The sequence below is a fragment of the Synechococcus sp. CS-1328 genome (genome assembly GCF_025128095.1).
Taxonomy (GTDB): domain Bacteria; phylum Cyanobacteriota; class Cyanobacteriia; order PCC-6307; family Cyanobiaceae; genus CBW1002.
Genome location: NZ_JAHLYT010000035.1, coordinates 1 through 14,262, shown reverse-complemented (window position 1 = coordinate 14,262; position 14,262 = coordinate 1). Strand labels below are relative to the sequence as shown.

At 65.5% G+C, this 14,262-nt stretch carries 14 protein-coding genes; 9 read left to right on the top strand and 5 right to left on the bottom strand.

Features of this window, described 5'->3' with window-relative positions; translation table 11 throughout:
- The first annotated feature begins 630 nt into the window (after positions 1–630).
- Genes KQ310_RS06230 through KQ310_RS06205 form a run of 6 tightly spaced genes read left to right on the top strand, consistent with a single transcriptional unit; the run spans position 631 to position 5,536 of the window.
- The gene (locus tag KQ310_RS06230; protein WP_259720905.1) at positions 631–1,704 is read left to right on the top strand and encodes an ABC transporter substrate-binding protein; all 1,074 of its coding nucleotides are present in this window, start codon (positions 631–633) and stop codon (positions 1,702–1,704) included.
- 32 nt (positions 1,705–1,736) lie between these two features.
- Positions 1,737–2,669, top strand: coding sequence for a branched-chain amino acid ABC transporter permease (locus KQ310_RS06225; protein ID WP_259720904.1), 933 nt, complete (start codon positions 1,737–1,739; stop codon positions 2,667–2,669).
- Positions 2,670–2,691: 22 nt separating this feature from the next.
- On the top strand, positions 2,692–3,591 hold the full coding sequence (locus KQ310_RS06220) for a branched-chain amino acid ABC transporter permease (protein WP_259720903.1): 900 nt from the start codon (positions 2,692–2,694) through the stop codon (positions 3,589–3,591).
- Entirely contained in the window at positions 3,588–4,388 is an 801-nt protein-coding gene (locus KQ310_RS06215; protein ID WP_259720902.1) for an ABC transporter ATP-binding protein, read from the top strand. Before KQ310_RS06220 ends, KQ310_RS06215 begins: the two co-directional genes overlap by 4 nt.
- Positions 4,385–5,128, top strand: coding sequence for an ABC transporter ATP-binding protein (locus KQ310_RS06210; RefSeq protein ID WP_259720901.1), 744 nt, complete (start codon positions 4,385–4,387; stop codon positions 5,126–5,128). Before KQ310_RS06215 ends, KQ310_RS06210 begins: the two co-directional genes overlap by 4 nt.
- A gap of 21 nt (positions 5,129–5,149) precedes the next feature.
- A complete protein-coding gene (locus KQ310_RS06205) occupies positions 5,150–5,536 on the top strand; it encodes an ion transporter (protein ID WP_311134708.1) in 387 nt (128 codons plus the stop codon).
- Between the two features lie 142 nt (positions 5,537–5,678).
- Here KQ310_RS06205 and KQ310_RS06200 read toward each other — a convergent pair whose 3' ends face one another.
- From KQ310_RS06200 to KQ310_RS06185, 4 genes are all read right to left on the bottom strand, one after another.
- The gene (locus tag KQ310_RS06200; RefSeq protein WP_259720900.1) at positions 5,679–6,392 is read right to left on the bottom strand and encodes a TrkA family potassium uptake protein; all 714 of its coding nucleotides are present in this window, start codon (positions 6,390–6,392) and stop codon (positions 5,679–5,681) included.
- Between the two features lie 11 nt (positions 6,393–6,403).
- Entirely contained in the window at positions 6,404–7,771 is a 1,368-nt protein-coding gene (locus KQ310_RS06195; RefSeq protein WP_259720906.1) for a TrkH family potassium uptake protein, read from the bottom strand.
- Positions 7,772–7,855: 84 nt separating this feature from the next.
- Entirely contained in the window at positions 7,856–8,995 is a 1,140-nt protein-coding gene (locus KQ310_RS06190; RefSeq protein ID WP_399237786.1) for a cation:proton antiporter, read from the bottom strand.
- Between the two features lie 265 nt (positions 8,996–9,260).
- Entirely contained in the window at positions 9,261–9,389 is a 129-nt protein-coding gene (locus KQ310_RS06185) for a hypothetical protein (RefSeq protein WP_259720898.1), read from the bottom strand.
- A 122-nt stretch (positions 9,390–9,511) separates the two neighbouring features.
- Here KQ310_RS06185 and KQ310_RS06180 point away from each other — a divergent pair, with 122 nt between their 5' ends.
- The 3 genes from KQ310_RS06180 (at position 9,512) to KQ310_RS15995 (ending at position 13,025) form a co-directional block, all read left to right on the top strand.
- Positions 9,512–12,274 carry a cation-transporting P-type ATPase gene (locus tag KQ310_RS06180; protein WP_259720897.1) on the top strand — a complete coding sequence of 921 codons (2,763 nt, stop codon included), beginning with the start codon at positions 9,512–9,514 and terminating at the stop codon, positions 12,272–12,274.
- A complete protein-coding gene (locus tag KQ310_RS06175) occupies positions 12,267–12,455 on the top strand; it encodes a hypothetical protein (protein ID WP_259720896.1) in 189 nt (62 codons plus the stop codon). The genes KQ310_RS06180 and KQ310_RS06175 overlap by 8 nt, the downstream gene beginning before the upstream one ends.
- A gap of 69 nt (positions 12,456–12,524) precedes the next feature.
- Positions 12,525–13,025 carry a thermonuclease family protein gene (locus KQ310_RS15995; protein WP_399237783.1) on the top strand — a complete coding sequence of 167 codons (501 nt, stop codon included), beginning with the start codon at positions 12,525–12,527 and terminating at the stop codon, positions 13,023–13,025.
- A gap of 14 nt (positions 13,026–13,039) precedes the next feature.
- On the opposite strand, the gene KQ310_RS06170 is transcribed toward KQ310_RS15995, so the two are convergent.
- Positions 13,040–13,723, bottom strand: a complete 684-nt coding sequence (locus tag KQ310_RS06170; RefSeq protein ID WP_259720895.1) for a serine/threonine protein kinase — start codon at positions 13,721–13,723, stop codon at positions 13,040–13,042.
- Positions 13,724–14,262: the final 539 nt, after the last annotated feature.

Genomic DNA, 14,262 nt, shown 5'->3' with positions numbered 1-14,262 from the left:
CTCTCGCCGGGTGCGCTTTTTGGCCGTGGACTGCTCGTAATCACCAAAACCAAACTGCTTGGGGGCCATGAAGCCTGTCCACGCCTGCGATCACACGGCTATTCTCGCGCAGGGTGGCGGGGTTTTCCAGAGTCTCCCTAGCTGATCCGCCTGGGCAGCCTGCTCAAGCCTGAGCTGAAGGCGGCATGATCAGCCAGTTGCCCAGAGGTGTGCCAAAAAGGAGAACCAAGCAGGAGCTCAATTCACGAAATAAGTGCCGAAATTGAGCCTTTTCCAGACGGTAAAAAGCCACAGATCAGCCGATATCAGCAAATAATCAGTTGTACCTGTGGAAAAATCAGCGCTGCGAGATGGTTTGTCAGCAAACTCTTCGAGGCTGCCATTACTCCCTTGCCGACATGGACGCCACCCTGGCGGCCTTCCGCGACGTCTTCGCGGCCATCGCCTGACCGCCACCGAGGCGGCTGCGATAGCCTCCCCGTGTCTATTGCTTAACGGACTCCGGTGCATCACAGCCTTCTGGGGCGTGGATGGTTAGTCGCCTCGCTATACGCCCTGCTTTGCGGCTGCACATCGACAGACAAGGAATCCGCGGCACTGAACAGCAAGGACGGACTTCCGATCGGCGCGGTGATCGCCCTGACAGGTAATTCCAGCGTGGTCGGGCAGGATCAGCGGATCGGGCTGGAGCTCGCCCGGGATCAGTTCAAGGACGAGGAGCCTAAGGTGCGGCTTCTGCTCGAGGACGGCGGCAGCGACGAGCAGACCGCCACCAATGCCTTTCGCGCCCTGATCCACGGCGGCGCCGTGGCACTGATCGGCCCTTCCCTTTCCCAGCAGGCCTTCGCGGTCAATCCCCTGGCGGATCGTGCTGGCGTTCCGGTGGTCGGGCCCTCCAACACCGCCGTGGGCATCCCCGAGATCGGCGATTTCGTGGCCCGCGTCTCGGCGCCGGTGTCACTGGTGGCACCGCTCTCAATCCAGGCGGCCCTGAAGCAGAACCCCGCCATCAAGCGGGCGGCTGTGTTCTTCTCCCACGATGACGCCTATAGCACCTCGGAATCGAAGATCTTCCAGCAGGCCCTGGTGGCCCGGGGTCTCCAGCCGATCACGGTGCAGCGCACCAACGTGAGCGACACCGATTTCCAGAACCAGGTCACCGCCACCCTGCGCCTCAAGCCCGACCTGATTGTGATCTCCGCCCTGCCGAACGACGGCGGCAATCTTGTGCGTCAGATCCGCGAACTCGGCTACGGCGGACTGATCGTGGTGGGCAATGGCATGAACACTCCCAATATCTACCCCATCTGTCAGAAGTACTGCGACGGGCTGCTGATCGCCCAGGCCTACAGCGCGGAAGCGCGCAGCGCCAGCAATGAGGCCTTCCTGGCCGCCTATCGCAAGGCCCGCGGCGGCGCCATTCCGCCCCAGTTCACGGCCCAGTCCTACACCGCTTACCAGGTGGTGGTGGAGGCGCTGCGGAAGCTGCACGCAGACCTGCCGGCCGGTCAGATCTTGTCCGCCCTCCCCACTCGGGAGTTGCGCCAGCGGCTCAATGCCGCCATCCTCGGCGGCAGCTACGACACTCCCCTCGGGCCGATCCGCTTCACCCCCGAAGGGGAGGTGATCCAGAACAACTTCTACGTGGCCCAGGTGCGCATGAATCCCGACGGTCGAAGCGGTCGCTTCCAGCTCCTGCCATGACGGGCCGCTGACCCCGCCGCCACACCGCCGCCATGGACACCCTGCTGCAGATCCTCTTCAACGGCCTCTCGGTGGGGGCGGTGTACGCCCTGTTCGCTCTCGGCTACACCTTGGTGTTCTCGGTGCTGGGAGTGATCAACTTCGCCCAGGGGGCCGTGTTCACCCTCGGGGCCTACTTCACCTACCTCCTGATCGGGGGTGCGGTGGGGGCGAACGGGCTGCTGGCGGGCCTGGCTCTTCCTTTCGCCCTGCCCTTCTGGCTGGCCCTGCCCCTGGCCGGCCTAGCGGCGGCCCTGGTGAGCCTGCTGGTGGAGGCGGTGGCCTTCCGTCCCCTGCGCCGCCGCAGGGCCGAGCCGCTCCTCTACCTGATTACCAGCCTGGGGGCCGGAGTGATCCTGGTGAATCTGATCCAGCTGCTGATGGGCGCCGAGGGCTATTCCCTGCCCGCCGACTCCCTGGGCGCCCTGCCGGTGGCCCTGAACCTGGGCGGGGCCCAGGTGCGCACCGTGCAGCTGGTGCTGCTGGGGGTTTCAGCCCTGGTGCTGATCGGGCTCACCCTGTGGCTGGAGGGCAGCCGGGGCGGCAAGGCCCTGCAGGCCGTTTCCGAAGACGCCACCACCGCCCGCCTGCTGGGTATCGACAGCGACGGCATGATCCTCCTCTCGTTCGCGGTGAGCGGCTTCCTGGCCGGCATCTCCGGGGGGCTCGTGGGTCTGAGCATCAGCATCACTGGGCCCTACTTCGGCATCGGCTTTGGCCTCAAGGCCCTCGGCGTGCTGGTGCTCGGCGGCCTGGGAAGCGTGCCGGGGGCCGTGCTCGCCGGGCTGATCATCGGTCTGGCCGAGGCGTTGGTGCCCAGCGAACTCTCCGGCTACAAGGATGCGGTGGCCTTTGCCTTCCTCTTCGCCGTGCTGCTGCTACGTCCCCAGGGGCTGCTCGGCCGTCCCCAGGTCACGAAGGTGTGAATGGCCATGGGGGAGTCCTGAGGTGATCGATCCCACCCTGCTCGTGCAGATGGTGCTGGGGGCCCTGCTGGGCCTCTCGGTGTACCTTCCCCTGTCAGGGGGCCAGCTTTCGCTGGCCACACCGGGCTTCTATGCAATCGGCGGCTACATGGCCGCCCTGCTCTCCACCGGCTGGCCGGCCCTGGGCGGCGCCGCGCCGCTCTACCCCCTGCCCTCCCTGCTGTTGGAGTTGGGGCTGGCCGGTGCGCTGGCCGCCGCCGTGGCCCTGGCGATCGGCGGGCCTGTGCTGAAGCTGCGGGGCATCTACCTGGCGATCGCCACCATCTCCCTGGTGGAGATCCTGCGGGTGCTCAACCTCAACCTGCCCTTCACCGGCGGCGCCGTGGGCATCTTCGCCATCCCCCAGCCCTTCAGTGATCCGGCCGGGTACCTAGGGGCCGCCCTGCTGCTGCTCCTGCTGGTGGGCCTGCTGTGTCAGCGCCTGGAGGGCATGCGCTTCGGCCGCGCCCAGGCCGCCATCCGCGACGACGAACTCGCGGCCAGCTGCATGGGCATCGACACCGCCCGGGTGAAGCTCACCGCCTTCGTGATCAGTGCCGTGATCGCCGCCCTCACCGGGGTGCTCAGTGCCCATTTCCTTAACACCTGGAACGCCAGGCAGGGCAGCTTTGACGCCAGTATCACCACCCTGGCCTTCGTGGTGTTCGGCGGCTCCCGCAGCTGGCTCGGCCCTATCGCCGGGGGGCTGGCGCTCACCGCCGTTCCGGAGCTGCTGCGTCCGATCGGTGATCTGCGCCTGATCGTCTACGGCCTGGTGATCGTGGTGGGGCCGGTGTTCTTTCCCCAAGGCCTGATCACCCCGGAGCTGCTGAAGGGCCTGGCCCGGTGGTGGCCCTGGCGGCAGCGGGAGGCGGCGCCATGAGGACCCCCGTTATGCAGCAGCGCCCCCCGGCGGAGCCGCTGCTGGCGATCGAGGCGGTGAGCTGCCGCTTCGGCGGACTGCTCGCTCTCGATGCTGTGAGCCTGCAGGTGCAGGAAGGGGAGATCTTCGGTCTGATCGGCCCCAACGGCGCCGGCAAGACCACCCTCTTCAATGTCATTTCCGGCCTCACGCCCCCCAGCGGCGGTCGGGTGCTCTGGCGGGGCACACCGATGAGCCGACCTTCCCCCGAGCGGGTCAACCGCCTCGGCATCGCCCGCACCTTCCAGAACCTGCGTCTGTTCGACAGCTTGCCGGTGATCGAGAACGTGCTGGTGGGGCTGCACCATGCCGCCCGCCAGCCCCTGGCCGGTGCCCTGCTGGCCAGCCCAGCCTTCCGGCGTCGCCAGGCCGTCCTGCGGAGCCAGGCCATCGAGCTACTTGCCCTGGTGGACCTGGCGGAACTGGCCGACCAGACCGCCGCCAGCCTCTCCTATGGCGATCGCCGTCGCCTGGAAATCGCCCGGGCCCTGGCCACCGCCCCCGCCCTGCTGCTGCTCGATGAACCGGCCGCCGGCATGAACCCCGTCGAGAAGGACGATCTCTGCGCCCTGATTGATCGGATCCGAGCCCATTTCGCCCTCACGGTGCTGATCATCGAGCACCACGTGCCGCTGATGATGCGGCTGTGCGACAGGCTGGCCGTGCTCAACTTCGGTGAACGGATCGCCCTCGGCACACCGGAGCAGGTGCGCCACGACCCGGCGGTGATCGAGGCCTATCTCGGAGGGCAGCCATGAACGGCGCGGCCAACGCCCTTGAAGCCCTCCCCCTGCTGGAACTGCGCCGCCTCACCGTGCGCTACGGCGCCGTAACTGCTCTGCGCGGCATCGAGATGCAGGTGCAACAGGGCGAACTGGTGACCCTGCTGGGCAGCAACGGTGCGGGCAAGAGCACCACCCTTCGGGCCATCTCGCGGCTGATTTCCCCCGCGGCCGGCAGCGTGTTCTGGCGCGGCGCCGATCTGGCCGGCGTGGCCACGGAAACCACCGTGCGGTTGGGAATCGGCCATTGCCCCGAGGGCCGGCGGGTGCTGGGCCGCCAGAGCGTGGCCGCCAACCTGGAGCTGGGTGCCTGGATTCGGCGCGATCGGGAGGGCATCGCCGCCGACCTGGAGCGCTGCTACGGCCTGTTCCCGCGGCTGGCCGAGCGGCGGCGCCAGCTGGCCGGCAGTCTCTCTGGGGGGGAGCAGCAGATGCTTGCCATCGCCCGTGCCCTGATGGCTCGCCCCACCCTGCTGCTGCTGGATGAGCCAAGCCTGGGCCTGGCGCCGAAGCTGGTGGCCGAGGTGATGGCCACCCTGGCGGAACTGCACCGCGGCGGCCTCACCATGCTGCTGGTGGAGCAGAACGCCACCGCAGCCCTGGAAATCGCCGACCGGGGCATCGTGCTTGAAAGCGGCGCCATCCGCCTTAGCGGCCCGGCCGCCGAGGTGCTCGCCGATCCGGCCCTGCGTGCCTCTTACCTGGGCAGCGGCTGAGGTCCTCCGGACGCTCCCCATCTGAGCCCTCCTGCTGATCCCCCTGGTGCTGCCGGTCCCGACTGGCTGCGTCGCACCATCCTCGAAGCCCAAACCCCCTCCGGCAAAGCCTTCCATACGGCATTGCTGGTGGGGGTTCTGATCAACGTGGTGGCGGTGATCCTGGAGAGCGATCCTGTGCTGCAGCGATGGAGCGGCAGCTTCCAGGCGCTGGAATGGGTCTTCACCCTGCTGTTCAGCCTCGAATGCCTGCTGCGCCTGCTGTGCGTCGACAACCGACTGGTCCAGGCCCGCAGCTTCTTCGGCCTGGTGGATCTGCTTTCCATCGTGCCCACCTTCCACAGCTTGCTGGTGAGCGGTGCCCAGGTACTCCTGGCGGTGCGGGCCCTGCGGCGGCTGCGGTTGTAGGGATGAGAGGGGTGACATCTTTCCTTAACCCGGGGGTCCACGACCACGGCGCAATCCATTCCCACATCTGGTTCGATCCTCTCCGTGTCGTCTAGCTGCTAGCACTTCCAACGAGGTGATCGCTGAGTTGGTGATGCCTGGCTCAGCGGGAGGGTAGAGCTTTGAGGGCTTCGCCAGATCCCATCACAACAAGCAATTCGCCCTCTTTGAGGACATGGGACGCCGGGGGGTTCACAGTCAGTTGGTTCTCAGGGCCGACAGCCAGGACAGTGACGTTGTGGTTCTTGCGCAAGTTCAGTTCACGCAGAGACTGATCCACGAAGGCGTTTGGTACACGAATCTCTTCGATGCTGTTGCGATCATCAAGCCGCAGCCGTTCCAACATGTTCGGACGCACCAGCTCAAGTCCGAGGCGGTGGCCCTGCATTTTTGAGGGATAGACCACCCGATCGGCTCCGACCAGCTGGAGCATCTTGAGGTGAAGATCACTGGTGGCACGGGAAATGACCTGCTTCACCTTCGTCCCATTGCTGTGCTTCACGATCAAGGTGGCAGTGATGCTCGCCTCGATGGGTTCGCTGATCGCTACCACGACAGTGTCGACTTCGAGAGCCCCTGCTTCGCGGAGTGCTTCCTCATCGGTGCAGTCCACCACCCTGGCTTCGATCGAGGGATCGATCAGGCGCATGGCATCAATGGCTCGCTGACTGGCATCAATGGCCAACACAGTCGCACCGTTCTGAATCAGTTCGTCGCAGACAGCTGAGCCGAACCGTCCAACCCCGATCACTGCAAAGGTTCCGCACGACGTCGATCCATCGGCCCCCCATTGCCACCACGTATTGCTTGATGCCATCGGTTCACACCTCAGATGAAGACCTCTTCGCGGGGGTAGCCGACCCTGGACGGGGGGTTACTGCCGTAGAGGGCTGAAAGCAACAACATGATGCCCAGCCGTCCCACGAACATCCCCACCATCAGCACCAACTGACCCCAGCGATTCAGGTTAGCGGTCACTCCCACATCCAGTCCGACGGTGCCGAAGGCCGACATGCAGGTGAACAGCTTCTCAAGGAAGCTGTAGCCCTCGGCAGTGGGTTCTCCTCCCGCCGTTGGTCCAAGGCCAAGCAGCAGGGTCATCAGGATCACGAAGAGGCCTGAGGCCAGGGCGACGCCCACGGCTTTGAGCACGATGTCCCCGGGAATCTGGTGTCTGCGGATGATCACCTCCTTGCGCCCTTCGAGGGTGGAGCGGGTGGCACCCATCAGCACCGCGAAGGTGGTGGTCTTGATGCCCCCGCCGGTGCCACCGGGGCTTGCACCGATGAACATCAGCACGATCATCAGCAGCAGACCCGCCTCGGAGAGCGTCTCGATCGAGAGGGGCACGGTGTTGAAGCCTGCCGTGCGGGTGGTGATCGATTGAAAAATGGTGACCTGCAGCTTTTCCCAGAGGGTGAGGGTCGACATGACCCCGTCGGGAGCGAACTGTTCGGTGAACAGCAGGCCCAAGGCCCCGATCACGATCAGAAGCAGGGTGCTGCGTAGCACCAGCCGCGTATGCAGACTCAGGCTGCGGATTCGTTGGAGCCGGAAACGTTTCTCCCAGAGGTCGTTGGTGACGCGCCAACCAATGCCGCCAGTGACAATCAGGCTGCCAATCACGCCATTGACGACAGGATTACCTTTGTAGCCAACCAGGTTATCGCTCCAGAGGCCGAAGCCAGCGTTGTTGTAGGCGCTGATACAGTGAAACATCGCTGCCCACAGCCTCTCGCCTTGGTTGCTGATGTCCGTGAAGCCGAAGCTATACAGAATCACGGTACCCACCCCCATCACACAGCCGGCGGTGATCAGGATCTGATGGAAGGTGGGGCCGATGCCTCCCACACCGAACTCATCGAGGGCCCGGCCCTTGTCAAGACGTAGACGCAGGCCGGAGCGACCCTGCACGAAGCCCTGAAGAAAGGTGGTGATCGCCATCAGGCCGAGCCCGCCGGTGATGATCAGTCCGGCCAGTGTCACCTGACCAAAGAATGTGAGGTCCTTGCCCACATCGATGATCGACAGACCCGTGACCGTGATGGCCGAGGTCACGGTGAACAAAGCCTGCCAGAGCCCCACATCATCGCTGGAGCAAAGCGGCGAAGCCAGCAGCAGGGTACCCGAGACAATCACCAGCCCGCCAGTCACAACGGTGAACTGCGGCACCGTGAGACGATGGCGCCAGCGCATCAAGTGGCTTCCCAGTTGATCCAGCGACGAAGAGGTCTTCAAGGCGGGGAATCACACCTGAGAGCGGTCAACCTACCTGAGTGATCAATCCCCGGGCCCTAACATTGCTGCTTGAACCCCCTTGGCTCGAGTCAGTCCTGCCAGACGTTGTTCCAGCAGCAGCAGCCCCAGCACGGTGGTGACCGTCACCATGATCACCAGGGCGGAGAATTGGCTGTCATTGATCAGACCCGCCCCCAGGGCCGTGGTGGCGAACACCAGCCCCGGCAGACCCCGGGGGATCAGGCCGAACACCACCAGCCAGCGATCCACCCCGGCGGCCCTGTCCTGCGCGGAGATCCCCAGGCCGCAGGCCAGCTTGCTGACGATGCCCAGAACCACGAGCACCGAGGCCAGTGCCCAGGCTTCAGGCTGCAGCAGCGTGTCCGCCTGGATGCGCATCCCCACCCCGATGAAGTAAAGCGGCAGGAACACGTCCGAGAGCACCGAGAGGGTGCGGTTCACGTCCTCCTCCGGGGGGGCCAGCCGGCTGAGCAGCACCCCGCCCCAGAGCGCCCCCAGGAGCGAGGTAAGCCCGCTGGCTTCTCCGAGCCAGGCCGCCCCGATCAGGATCATCAGGATCGAGAGCGGACCCTTGGGTCGCTCCGTCCGGTGACGCACCCACCAGAGCGCGATCCCATAACTGAGAACCGCTGCCAGCAAGCCCAGGACCAGCGGGAGCCCGCCCTGGCCCGTACGGCCAAGAGACACTCCTCCCATGGCTGTGGCCAGGCTGAGCAGACCGATCGCGGGCAGGTCGTCGAGCACCGACACCCCCACGAGCAGTCGCCCGGAGGGTACGTGCAGGGCTCTGCGCTGGGCCAGGACCCTCAGGGTGACGCCTGTTCCGGTGGCGGCCAGGGCGGCCAGACAGAGCAGCACCTGCGGGGTCGTCATGCCAAACCAGGCGCTGAGGGGCCAGTAGGCGAGCAGGGGCGTGAAGAAGCTCAGGGCCACGGTGCGCAGGATGCTGCCACGTCGGGTGGTGAGTAGATCCCCGCGCACCTCCAGTCCCACCTGGAAGAAGAGCGTGAGCACGCCCAGCTCGGCGAGACCGCTGAGTGGGGCGATGGAGGAGAACGGCAGCACCGTGTTGCCCAGGACGAAGCCCATCCCAAGCTCCAGCACGATCGAGGGCACAGCCCAGCGGGCCAGCGGCCCCGCCGAGAGACGGGCGATGAGCACCCCCGTCAGGAGAATCACCAGAGTGGTGAGCAGTGTTGGAGCAACCACTGTGATTCCCGCCGGGGTTGGCATCAGATCCCGATGTATCGGCAGATCAGCCAGGGCATCACAGCCGCCCGAGCGATGGCGAGCAGTGCGTTATCACCGGTCATGTCGAAAAATACAATAGAAACCTGGACTGAACACCATCAGCTTGGTCAGATGCGCGATCGGAGTTAGAAAACTCTGGCTGGCGGGTCAAGAGGATCGCAACAATGAAGGCAATCTATGGAAGCTCAGCCCCCTTCGCCAGTTCCGTTGAGATCGGCATCTGCAGCATCCTGTAGGCCTGCAAAAGTCTCGGCTCTGGAAACAGATCATAGGCCAACATCGCGGCCAGGTTGATCTTCTGCATGGCCACAGTTTATGGAGGCAGAGCCGATTATGGAGGCGTAGCCGATTATGGAGGAGGAGCCGTTGCCGGACAGGACTACGACCCTCGCATAGGATTTTAACTGGTTAGGACGTCGTTTCCTCTTGATCCGCTCAGAATCAACCGCCTGGCACAGCCTTGACCCACAGGCCTGCCTGCGAGAGCTTGATGCCAGCGCCGAGGGTCTGAGCACTGCCCAGACCGCCGAGCGGCTGGCCCGCCTCGGCCTCAACCGGCTGGAGCTGGCGGCGGGCCGCAGCAACCTGCGCATCCTCTGGGACCAGCTCAGCAATGTGATGCTGATCATGCTGCTGGCCGTGGCCGCCGTGTCGGCCGCCATCGCCTTCCAGGCCCAGAAGTTCCCGAAGGATGCGATCGCCATCGTGCTGATCGTGGGCCTCAACGCCCTGCTGGGCTACATCCAGGAAAGCCGCGCCCAGAATGCCCTGCTGGCCCTGCGCGAGATGGCCCAGCCCCTGGTCACGGTGCGGCGCGATGGCCATTGGGATCGGATCTCGAGCGAGCAGCTGGTGCCCGGGGATCTGATCCGCCTGGAAGCAGGCGATCGGGTGCCCGCCGATGCCCGCCTGCTGGAGGTGGCCGAGCTGGGCCTGCGCGAGGCGGCCCTCACCGGCGAGGCCGAGGCCGTGTTCAAGAAGGCGGATCTGGTGTTGGAGGCCTCCATCCCTGTGCTGGAGAGGCAGAACTGTGTCTTCCAGGGCACCGAGGTGGTGCGGGGGCGGGGCACGGCGGTGGTGACCGCCACCGGCATGGGCACGGAGCTGGGCCAGATCGCCGAGTTGATCAACACCGCTGGGGGTGAAACCACCCCATTGCAGGAACGGCTCGATGGCCTGGCCAACGTGCTGGTGGTCTCGGCGCTGGTGCTGGTGGCCCTGGTGGTGCTGGGCGGCTGGCTGCTGGGGCAGCCGTTGCTGGGCCTGCTGGAAGTGGCGCTGAGCATGGCCGTGGCGATCGTGCCGGAGGGCCTGCCCGCCGTGATCACTGTGACCCTGGCGATAGGGACCCAGCGCATGGTGCAGCGGGCCGCCCTGATCCGCCGGCTGCCGGCGGTGGAGGCCCTCGGCTCGGTCACGGTGATCTGCACCGACAAGACCGGCACCCTCACCTTGAACCGCCAGGTGGTGGAGGAACTGCGCTGCGGCAGCCAATCGATCGCCGTCAGCGGCCAGGGCTACGACCCCCACGGTTCCTTCACCGCAGCCGAACTCGCGCCTCCCCAGGGAGCCGTGGCGGGCATCACCGCTGGAGCCAGGGATCTGCTGCTCTCAGCCGGTTTGCTCTGCAGTGACGCCGAACTCAAAAAGGAGGAGGACGGCAGCTGGGATGTGCTGGGCGATCCCACCGAAGGCGCCCTGGTGGTGGCCGCCGGCAAGGCCCAGCTGGATGGCTTTGCCCTGCGCAGCCGCTACGAGCGCACGGCGGAGATTCCCTTCAGCTCCGAGCGCCAGCTGATGGCGGTGTGGGTGCAAGACAACGAAGGCACCCTCCAACAACCGCTCGGGGAGGTGGCATGCGGCTCCCACACCCTGCTGATCACCAAGGGGGCACCGGAGGTGATCCTCGGCAGCTGCGACCGCTGGATCGGGGGCGCCGGAGTCGAGGCACTCACCGAGTCCCAGCGGCTGTGGTGGGTGGAGCAGGGGCGGAACCTCGCCGCCTCCGGCCTGCGGGTGCTCGCCTTCGCCTGCGCGCCCCACCATGCCAGCCCTGAACAGTCGCTGGATCATCAGGTGCTGCTTGGCCTGATGGCCCAGCTCGATCCGGCCCGCCCGGAGGTGGCCGTGGCCGTGGCCCGCTGCCGTGAGGCCGGCATCCGGCCGGTGATGATCACCGGCGACCATCCCCTCACCGCCCGCGCCATCGGCCAGAACATCGGCCTGGTGGACGCGGACGCGGAGGTGGTGCTGGGCCGGGAGCTGGAGCAGTCCGATGACGCCAAACTCCAGCAGGTGGTCAGCCGCTGCAGCGTCTATGCCCGGGTGCCACCCGAGCAGAAGCTGAGGATCGTCAAGGCCCTGCAGGCCAATGGCCAGGTGGTGGCGATGACCGGCGACGGTGTCAACGACGCCCCGGCCCTCAAGCAGGCCCACATCGGCGTGGCCATGGGCATCACCGGCACGGAGGTGAGCAAGGAAGCCTCCGACATGGTGCTGCTCGATGACAACTTCGCCACGATCGTCAACGCGGTGGAGGAGGGGCGGCTGGTGTACGCCAACATTCGCCGCTTCGTGAAATACATCCTCGGCAGCAACGTCGGTGAGCTGATCACGATCGCCTCGGCGCCGCTGCTCGGCCTGGTGGGCTCTCCGCTCTCGCCCCTCCAGATCCTCTGGATGAACCTGGTGACCGATGGCGTGCCGGCCCTGGCCCTGGCCCTGGAGCCCGGCGAGGAAGGTCTGATGCAACGGCCCCCGGCCGAACCGGGCGAGTCGATCTTCGCGCGCGGGATTGGAAGTTACATCCTCCGCGTCGGTGTGGTGTTCGCGGTGATCACGATCGTGCTGATGGTCTATGCCTTCCGGGCCGGGGCCCCGTGGAAGACCATGGTGTTCACCACGCTCTGCCTGGCCCAGATGGGCCACGCCCTGGCGGCCCGCAGCGATCTGCCCCTGGTGCAGGTGAATCCCTTCTCCAACCCCTGGCTGATTGGGGCCGTTGTGCTCACCTCCGCCCTGCAGATGGCCCTGCTCTACGTACCCGCCCTCTCGAACTTCTTTGAGACAACGCCACTTTCCTTGCAGGATCTTGGCATTTGCGTGGGGTTCAGCCTGCTCTTCTTCCTCTACCTGGAACTTGAGAAGGTGTGGCGGCTGTGGCGCCGCCGCGCCCATGCCGATGCCTGAGCCGCTGGTTGGCTCCCTTGTCCAGGCGGGAAGGTTGCAGAAGTGGGCCAAAGCGTTTCTCACGCTGATCGCTGACACGGTCGAAACCAATCCCGTGCAGGGCTATGTGCTGATCGGCCTGGCCCTGCTTCTGGTACTGGATCGGTCGCCATGGCCGTTGCTTCGGCCTCAAGGCTGCTGATCTGGCTGTCAGCCGGCGCTGGTTGTCTCGCCATGGAGCGGTGGCGGTGTTCTGGGGTGGAATGGTTCCTTGTATCAGGCCATTCGCTTCGATACCAGCCGTCACCTACGAGCGGCCTGCATCGACGCCCCAGAGACGGGCCAAGGCAAGCCTGGCGAGGCCGCCACGGAAAGCCGTCGGTCCCTCCTGAGTGCAGCGTCGTTGCAGATCAAGGTCCAGACCAAGGACCGCTATGGCCGCACCGTTGCGGCGATGCCTTCGTCGATCCCCAGTACCTCTCCGGCTGCGATGCGAACGCCTACATCAAGGCGGAGGAGCAGGCGCAGCGGTTCCGACTGGGGGTATGGCGCTGGGGGAACGTCCAGCGGCCATGGGAGTTCCGCCAGAACAGGCGAGGAGAGGCTTGAGGTTCGTCTCCCACGGCAGTGCTCCTGCTCGCAGGGGAGGTCGGATGCCGGGCAGCACGTCTTCCTGCAGATAGCCAAGCCTTCCTCCAGTTGTAGAGGGTCATCACGTGGATGCCCAGCTCCTCGGAAATCCAGTCCACCCTCTGCAGGTGCGGCGGGCTGATCCGGCTCCTCACGTCAGCATTGACGGCCGCGACCCCGCGACCCCAGACGCCGATAGAGGCGATAACTCCTGCGCACCATGTCAAGCACAGGTCCTGGTGTCTTCAGTCCCAGGGGGGCGATCAGGGGGCGATACAGACGGTGGTAGGCCCAGCGCAGGTCCTGCCATGCCCGACAGGGCTCCGGGTTGAGGAAGTCCGAGATGTCAACGATCAGGCCCCGCCCCTGATGGACCATCACATTGCGGCCGTGCACATCGTGGCCATGCAGTCCGCGGCTGACGGCATAGGCGAGGGCCTCATCAATGTCCTGTATTGCCTGAAGTGGGATGGGAATACCAGTGCGGATGCAGTCGTACAACGTGATCCCTTGCAGATGCCGGAGCACCAGATAGCCATCGCCCACGTGAAAGCACTGGGAGTAGGCGGCATGGCAGCCGATGCGGCGGTACACCTCCGCTTCCTGCTCAATCCCTGGTCGACCCGGTGCGTAGATCTTCACCACCTGCTCGGGATGCTCAGGATGAACGAGCACCGCGGCGTAGTTGCCGCAACCAAGCGTGCGCCAGGGCTGGGGGATCCTGTCCACGCGGACGGGGTCATGGGGATCGACGCTTCGAATCAGTAGCCCGGGGCGCAGCTGGTCTTCAACCCGCTCCAGCAGTTTCGACAAGCGGTAGTCGGCCGTGCGTTCGTCCACTGATGGGCCTGGAGAGCGAGATTGCTTCTCGAGCTGGAAGAGTTGATCTTATGGACAGATGAGACTCGGCGACGCCACCGGCAAGCTTTGAGGCCTGTTCAACAGCCTCGATCCAACCCAGGGCGCCGGGACTGTTGAACGATGCCGTGGCGTCGACAGCGAAAATAAGGTGGCAGCGCCGATGTCTCATGGACGACGGACTATGCCGCGCCGCTCAGGCCCCTGCTGGACCTGCCGGCTGTGGATCTCAAGGTGCTTCGGGCCCTGGTGGAAAGCAAGGAGATGGGTACCCGTAGCCGCCGTAGAGCATCGATCGCAGCCGTTGCGGTCGCAAGGGCGATCGAGCTGGGTCCAGAATCTGTGCAATTGCTCAAGGACTTGGGCAAGGTCTACAGCCGCCGTAAGGACGCAGCACCACGGGATCTGCCCAGCGACGCACTGATCCTGGAGGTGATCCGATGGGCTGCTCTCGGACTGGCAGTGGGTGGCGGGGCTATGCGCCACCTTCGGGGCCCGTCCCCATGAAGCGCTGCTGATGG

Coding starts and splice junctions, on each gene's coding strand:
- KQ310_RS06210 (WP_259720901.1), top strand. CDS start 4,385: ATGAACGGCGCGGCCAACGCCCTTGAAGCCCTCCCCCTGCTGGAACTG.
- KQ310_RS06185 (WP_259720898.1), bottom strand. CDS start 9,389: ATGCAGAAGATCAACCTGGCCGCGATGTTGGCCTATGATCTGTTTCCA.
- KQ310_RS06225 (WP_259720904.1), top strand. CDS start 1,737: ATGGACACCCTGCTGCAGATCCTCTTCAACGGCCTCTCGGTGGGGGCG.
- KQ310_RS06195 (WP_259720906.1), bottom strand. CDS start 7,771: ATGCGCTGGCGCCATCGTCTCACGGTGCCGCAGTTCACCGTTGTGACT.
- KQ310_RS06200 (WP_259720900.1), bottom strand. CDS start 6,392: ATGGCATCAAGCAATACGTGGTGGCAATGGGGGGCCGATGGATCGACG.
- KQ310_RS06175 (WP_259720896.1), top strand. CDS start 12,267: ATGCCTGAGCCGCTGGTTGGCTCCCTTGTCCAGGCGGGAAGGTTGCAG.
- KQ310_RS06215 (WP_259720902.1), top strand. CDS start 3,588: ATGAGGACCCCCGTTATGCAGCAGCGCCCCCCGGCGGAGCCGCTGCTG.